Genomic DNA, 6,350 nt, shown 5'->3' on the forward strand with positions numbered 1-6,350 from the left:
GCATACGTGCCCAGTAACGGAATTTGCCGTGGCTTCGCATTTAAATACGGCAAATTCCTGCTGCCACCACGTTTTCTTACGGCACTTTCGGTTCCAAAAGTGCCTACCTGTGAACAGTAACCCGATTTTGCCGATGATAAAGAAAAATTCGAAAATAGGGTTGACAACTTAAAAACATAGTGGTAAACTATGAAAAAATTAAATACGACACTACAAAGTCAATGAACAAAACGAGTACATACAGAGGTACATCACAGAGAGCCGGGCTTGGTGGAAACCGGTATGAAGGGCTGTATGGAATGGATTTGGGAGATGCGAGGTGAAAGAGTGATTCGAGTAGCTGCAGCCGTAGCTCTGCGTTAAAGAGTAGGGTATCGAGAGCATATCTGATTTCGCATTATCAATCACGTCTATGTTTTCCGTACCGTAGAATGAGTCAGACTGGATGGCAGATATTTTCCATTGTGTGAGAATATCTGCTTTTTATATATAAAGTTTGAAGGTCTGAGAACAGGGGTGGCACCACGATATTTGTTTATTCGTCCCCGGCGCAGGAGTTTGTCTGCGCCGGGGATTTTATATTTCGTTGGGAATCAAAATCAGCAAGAGCCAGGATGGCGGAAAGGGAGAGTATTATGAGAAAAATGAATGGATTTGGAATGATGGCAAAAAGAGGCACAGCAGCAGCGATGGCAGCGGCAATGGCATTGACGATGGCAGGCTGTGGCGGCTCGAATGCGGCAGAGACGACAGCAGCGGCTGATTCTGAGGCGGCTTCTGAAAATGGAGATGCATCGGAGGCAGCAGCCAGCGAGGCAAAGGGCGATATCAAGGTTGGCGTGATCCAGATGATTGATAACGGTGCATTTGCAGATATGCGCGATGGTTTCTCGGAGGAGCTGACTGAAAAATATACAGGTGGTAAAGTCGATATTGTTTACAAAAATGCACAGGGCGATGCGGCAGCGCTGAATACCATCTGCCAGGAGATGGCAGACAGCGGTGTTGACCTGATTGCAACGATTGCGACTCCGGCGACCCAGGCGATGGTAAACCTGGAGACGGATATTCCGGTATTTTTTATCGCTGTTTCCAATCCGGTCGGCGCGGGTGTCATTACCGATATGGAAAAGCCGGATAAGAATGCAACCGGTACTTCCAATGCGATTCCGGTTGAGGATATTTTCGCACTGAGCGATAAGCTGACACCAGATTGTAAGACCTACGGAATGTTGTATAATACAAGCGAGATCAATTCCGTCAGCACCGTGGAGAATGCAAAAAAATATTTAGACGATCAGGGACTTTCCTATAAAGAGGCGGTTGTTACGAACTCATCTGAAGTACAGCAGGCGGCACAGTCTTTAGCGGGCGAGGTTGACGCGATTTTCGTACCGAATGACAGTGTCATCCAGAGTGCAATGCCGATGGTAACGGAAGTGGCAAGAGATGCGAAGATTCCGGTATATGGAAGCTCCGCTGTTATGGTTGATTCCGGTGCATTTGCAACGATTGCGATCAGCGATACCGAGATCGGCGCACAGACCGCAGATATGGCACTGGAATACTTAAACGGAACTGCGATGGAGGATATTGCAGCTGTTGTGGTACCGGCTTCCAATATGGTAATCAATCAGGATACAGCCGATGCACTGGAAATCACATTCTCGGATGAGGTGCAGAACGAAGCAACCTTTGTAAAGGATGCGGAGTAAGATATATAGCAGTCTGGCTGGTACACACATTCATTGATTGTGGAAATTTGCGGAGTAATTACAAACGAACTTGAAAATAGGAGGAAGCACACATGACACTGGTGATCGGATCCCTGCAGTTGGGATTTTTATATGGAATACTGGCGCTTGGAATATACGTCACATTCCGCATTTTAAATATTCCGGATCTGACGGCGGAGGGGAGTTTTACGCTGGGACTGGCAGCCTCGGCAGTCTGCACGCTGGCGGGGCATCCGGTTGCCGGGATTGTGGCAGCAGCTGTGGCCGGGGCGCTGGCTGGCTGTGTGACAGGCGTACTCCAGACGAAGATGGGGATTCATGCGGTATTAGCTGGCATCCTCACAATGTGCGGGCTTTACACCATCAACCTGATTGTGATGGGAAGCAGCCCGAATATTTCCCTCATTAATGTTCCGACCGTATTTAAAGCGGCAGAAAGCCTGGGACTTTCAAAAGAGGCGGCAAGACTCGTGATTGCGATCGCGGCAGCAGCAGTCTGCCTGGTGCTGCTGATTCTTTTCTTCCGGACGCATCTGGGACTCTGCATCCGGGCGACGGGCGATAATGAGGCGATGGTGAGCGCGTCCTCCATCAATGTAGACGCGATGAAAATCACGGCGCTGGCATTCAGCAATGCACTGGTAGCGGTCAGCGGCGGTCTGATTGCCCAGTATCAGGGATTTGCGGATGTAAACTCCGGTTCCGGTATGCTGGTCGTAGGCCTGGCATCGGTCATCATTGGCGAAGTGATTGTTGGAAAAAGAGGTCTGGAAATCGGATTTTTTTCCTCGATTTTCGGTTCGATCATCTACCGTTATATCATCGCAGCGGCAACCAAGAGCCAGATTTTTCCGGCATATGCGTTAAAACTGGTATCAGCGTGCATCGTAGCGGCGGCGCTGGCGCTTCCGGCGATCCGTTATCAGATGGGACTTTCAAAGATGAAACGGACGAGAAAAAAAGATATGTGTGAACAATAACCTGGAAAGCAGTTACAAACAGGGGTAAAAGATGGAGATGTACTATGTTAGATGTAAAACAGGCAACCAAAGTATTTTCCGCTGGTACGGCGAGCGAGCACCACGCTTTGAACGGACTGGACCTGCATCTGGATGATGGGGAGTTCGTGACGATCATCGGTTCCAACGGAGCGGGAAAATCGACGCTTTTTAATGCGATCTGCGGCAATTACTGGCTGGATCAGGGACAGATTCTCCTGGATGGTCAGGATATCACTTTTCTGTCGGAGCACCGCAGGGCGCGCCAGATCGGGCGCGTGTTCCAGGATCCGATGAAAGGAACGGCGCCGCATCTGACGATCGAGGAAAATCTGGCGCTGGCATATACCCGGAAGGATCGGAAGCCATTTCGAAGTGCGGTCCGCAAACAGGAAAAGGATCTATTTCGGACAGAGCTTGAGAAGTACCATATGGATCTGGAAAACCGTATGAAGACGAAGGTAGGGCTTCTGTCAGGTGGTCAGAGACAGGTTGTGACGCTTCTCATGTGTACGCTTGTCATGCCAAAGCTCCTTCTTCTGGATGAGCACACAGCGGCGCTTGACCCGGCGACGGCGGATAAGGTCATGGAGATCACGCGGTCGATTGTGTCGGAAAACCACCTGACGACGCTGATGATCACCCACAATCTGTCGCAGGCGCTCACGACCGGAAATCGGACGATCATGCTCGATGAAGGTCGGATCATCCTGGATCTGGGCGGTGAGGAGAGAGCGAAAATGGGGGTGAATGACCTTTTAGACTGCTATGCGGAGAAAAAGAAGAAGGCATTTGATAATGACCGGATGATGCTGGCGTAGAAGATAAAACGAAATGGGGATGTAAAAAAATTCGATTGAGTTTTTACATCCCCATTTCGTTTAGGGACTTATTTCACAGCCCCTTAAATTTTTCTTAGAATACATCTAAATCCTGTCCATTTACAACGGCACCTTCATATCCGGCATCACGGATTTCCTGCAAAATGGCGGTGTTTCTGCGCGCCATCTCAGCCTCGACATCGCGGGTGTTGTCCTGGATTTCCATGTGATAGATACGGTGGTAGGTAACCAGAAGTCGCGGGTGCGCTTTGGCGGCAATCTTTGCCAGATCAACGCTGAGAGTGTGAACTTCCTGGTGGTATTTCTGCCATTTGGGCCCTCTGGCGGAGAGTCCGGCGGTGTACTCGACCTCATGGAGGAGAATATCGCAGCCTTCCGCTTTCTGCGCCACGATCTCAAGCGGAGCCGTGTCACCGCTGATCACGATCACCTTATCCGGCGTTGTAAACTTAAATCCGTAGCTTTCAAGCGTACCGTGGCTGACTGGAAATGCCTCAACCGTCACGCGGTCATCCTGATAAATGATACCAGGCTGGATATCGGTAGTTTCGACTTTGTAGCCATTTTCGTTGGCTTTTTCAAAGCCGTGGATACGGAAGTCGATGTCCGTCTCATATGCTTTTAAAATATGTTCGGTCATGTTCTGGATGCCTTTTGGACCGAATACTTTCAGCGGCTTCGGGCGTTCCAGCACCCACGGGGTAAAAATGAGATCCGGATAGCCGGTCGTGTGGTCGGTGTGCAGATGTGTGCAGAATGCGATCATCAGCCGGTCCGGGCGCAGGGCATCAATTCCCTGTTGGTATGCTTTCGCCGCCTGACGGACAACGCCAGGACCAAAATCTACAAGATAAGCGCGGTCGCCTACGACAACTGCGGAAGAAGGACCGCTGGCATTCGGGCAGGCATTCGGGGTACCGGTTCCGAGAAGTACAAGCTTTGTTTCCATCATAAATATTCATCTCCTAAATTCATATGTAATATATTTTGCGCGAAATCATGAAAAAAGTTCGGGCAAATTAGATGTGTTCAGCCTTTGCACAGGTAAACACTGTGTCAAAGGCTGCATATATGTTTCGATCATTTTGTTTTCATCAAGTGAAAGGTTTAATTTTGAGCGTCGTCTGTATGCCGGATGGAGATTCCCGTAAATCCATAGAAAATACTGAACAAAGGAGTTAAGTACAGTAAGAACAGGTATGGGAAAAATACTGACCAGGCAACGCCGAGGGTTCCAGACATGTATACACAGTAACCGTGCCACGGAATCATCGGACCGGATAAAGTACCTGCGTCCTCAAGGGTACGGGAAAGGATTTCCGGTGCGATTTTTCTGGATTTGAACAGCGGTTTCATCATATTTCCAGTCAGGACGTGGGACATCGGCTGGGAACAGCTGATTAAGCTGGTTACATAGCCGACTAAAAGGCTTGCTGCAATCAGGCTGCCATCGCTGTTGATGTGATTTACGATGGCGTTTAAGAGATTGCCGAGAACGCCGAGGCGATCCAGCATACCGCCCATACCAACTGCAAAGCAGATGATTGCCACATACTGAAGCATGCTGCTCATACCGCCGCGGTTTAAGATGGTCTGTAAAATACCTTCCTCAATGCTGGTACTGTATCCGTTGTAAGCAACACGGATGATACTCTGCAGAGTTGCGCCCTGATAGAAGAAAGAGACAGCTCCGGCGCAGATGGCGGAAAGACCAAGGGAGACAACCGCGTTTACTTTGCATAAAAGCAGAATAATGATTGCGATGGCTGGCAGCAGAGTGATGAAGCCAAGTTTAAACTCACCCTGCAGGGCATCGATGTATGTCAGAAGATTTCCAGTTTCATAGTTCCCTGAAGTCTGGCTGATGCCAAGAATTACAAAGAGAACCAGGCTGATGACAAAGGTCGGAAGCGTGGTCCAGAGCATGGAACGCACGTGGTCGTTTAATTTAGAGCCAGCAACCGCTGGAGCCAGGTTGGTTGTGTCGGAAAGCGGGCTTAATTTGTCACCGAACATCGCGCCGCAGATGACAGCACCTGCCACCATGCCAGGATGGATGCCCATCGCGTTGCCGATTGCCATCATGGCAACACCGGCACTGCCGACGGAACCGTAGGAGGTTCCGGTCACAAGGCTTAATACGGCACAGAAAATCAGGGTCAGAGGCAGCAGCCAGGTCGGGTTGATCAGTTTTAAACCGCCGACAATGATGGTTGCAATCGTGCCGCTTTGCAGCCAGGTACCGATCATGACGCCGATTGCCATGAGCAGGCACAGGGTAGGAACGACAACCCGGATCGCGTCGTAAGCGCCGTTTACAACATGCTCATAATTTATGCGTAATACCTTACAAAACAGATAGATGATGATCCAGCTCATAAATAGTCCAATCATCGGTCCGCCCGTTTTCAGCCGGATGCAGACTGCAACCGCTCCGATGATCAGGAGCAGAAGCAGAAGCGACTGAGGCATGTTTAATTTTTTGTCTTCGCTCATAACATAGTTCCTCCCTAATGTGAAAGTCGTGCTTTTTTGAATTTAATGCGTTGAGGTTTAACGCGTTAAATTGTAAATTTATTTTCATTATACAGAATAATTCCGAAAAAATCAACCGTAGGAATAATATTTATTTGGCTCAAGGGGAGAGTATCACGGGTAGGCACTTTTGGAACCGAAAGTGCCGTAAGAAAACGTGGTGGCAGCAGGAATTTGCCGTATTTAAATGCGAAGCCACGGCAAATTCCGTTACTGGGCACGTATGCGTGAACAGTAAC

6 protein-coding genes and 1 other annotated feature are annotated in these 6,350 nt (G+C 49.2%); of the genes, 3 read left to right on the forward strand and 3 right to left on the reverse strand.

The features are described 5' to 3' along the window. Nucleotides 1-212: 212 nt before the first annotated feature. Nucleotides 213-550, forward strand: a binding site (T-box leader). Between the two features lie 85 nt (nucleotides 551-635). The 3 genes from DWZ16_RS14940 (at nucleotide 636) to DWZ16_RS14950 (ending at nucleotide 3,555) form a co-directional block, all read left to right on the forward strand. After that, the gene (locus DWZ16_RS14940) at nucleotides 636-1,715 is read left to right on the forward strand and encodes an ABC transporter substrate-binding protein (RefSeq protein ID WP_243022052.1); all 1,080 of its coding nucleotides are present in this window, start codon (nucleotides 636-638) and stop codon (nucleotides 1,713-1,715) included. 92 nt (nucleotides 1,716-1,807) lie between these two features. After that, a complete protein-coding gene (locus DWZ16_RS14945; RefSeq protein ID WP_118523159.1) occupies nucleotides 1,808-2,716 on the forward strand; it encodes an ABC transporter permease in 909 nt (302 codons plus the stop codon). Between the two features lie 44 nt (nucleotides 2,717-2,760). Beyond that, complete coding sequence (locus tag DWZ16_RS14950; protein ID WP_118523160.1) at nucleotides 2,761-3,555, forward strand: ABC transporter ATP-binding protein; 795 nt, start codon at nucleotides 2,761-2,763, stop codon at nucleotides 3,553-3,555. Nucleotides 3,556-3,649: 94 nt separating this feature from the next. Here the strand turns inward: DWZ16_RS14950 and DWZ16_RS14955 are convergent, their stop codons facing one another. From DWZ16_RS14955 to DWZ16_RS15700, 3 genes are all read right to left on the reverse strand, one after another. Next, nucleotides 3,650-4,528: an MBL fold metallo-hydrolase gene (locus tag DWZ16_RS14955; RefSeq protein ID WP_118523161.1), complete on the reverse strand. Its 879-nt coding sequence runs from the start codon at nucleotides 4,526-4,528 to the stop codon at nucleotides 3,650-3,652. Between the two features lie 155 nt (nucleotides 4,529-4,683). Further along, nucleotides 4,684-6,072: a Na+/H+ antiporter NhaC gene (gene nhaC, locus DWZ16_RS14960; protein ID WP_107000099.1), complete on the reverse strand. Its 1,389-nt coding sequence runs from the start codon at nucleotides 6,070-6,072 to the stop codon at nucleotides 4,684-4,686. 65 nt (nucleotides 6,073-6,137) lie between these two features. Then, nucleotides 6,138-6,350 (reverse strand): hypothetical protein (locus DWZ16_RS15700; protein WP_207663876.1); only part of this gene is annotated, 213 nt, incomplete at its 5' end.

This window comes from Clostridium sp. AF29-8BH (genome assembly GCF_003478145.1).
In the GTDB taxonomy this organism is placed as follows: Bacteria; Bacillota; Clostridia; order Lachnospirales; family Lachnospiraceae; genus Otoolea; species Otoolea fessa.

Excerpts from the sequence above, each read along its gene's own strand:
- DWZ16_RS14940 (WP_243022052.1), top strand. The coding sequence starts at position 636 with ATGAGAAAAATGAATGGATTTGGAATGATGGCAAAAAGAGGCACAGCA.
- DWZ16_RS14950 (WP_118523160.1), top strand. The coding sequence starts at position 2,761 with ATGTTAGATGTAAAACAGGCAACCAAAGTATTTTCCGCTGGTACGGCG.
- DWZ16_RS14945 (WP_118523159.1), top strand. The coding sequence starts at position 1,808 with ATGACACTGGTGATCGGATCCCTGCAGTTGGGATTTTTATATGGAATA.
- nhaC (WP_107000099.1), bottom strand. The coding sequence starts at position 6,072 with ATGAGCGAAGACAAAAAATTAAACATGCCTCAGTCGCTTCTGCTTCTG.
- DWZ16_RS14955 (WP_118523161.1), bottom strand. The coding sequence starts at position 4,528 with ATGATGGAAACAAAGCTTGTACTTCTCGGAACCGGTACCCCGAATGCC.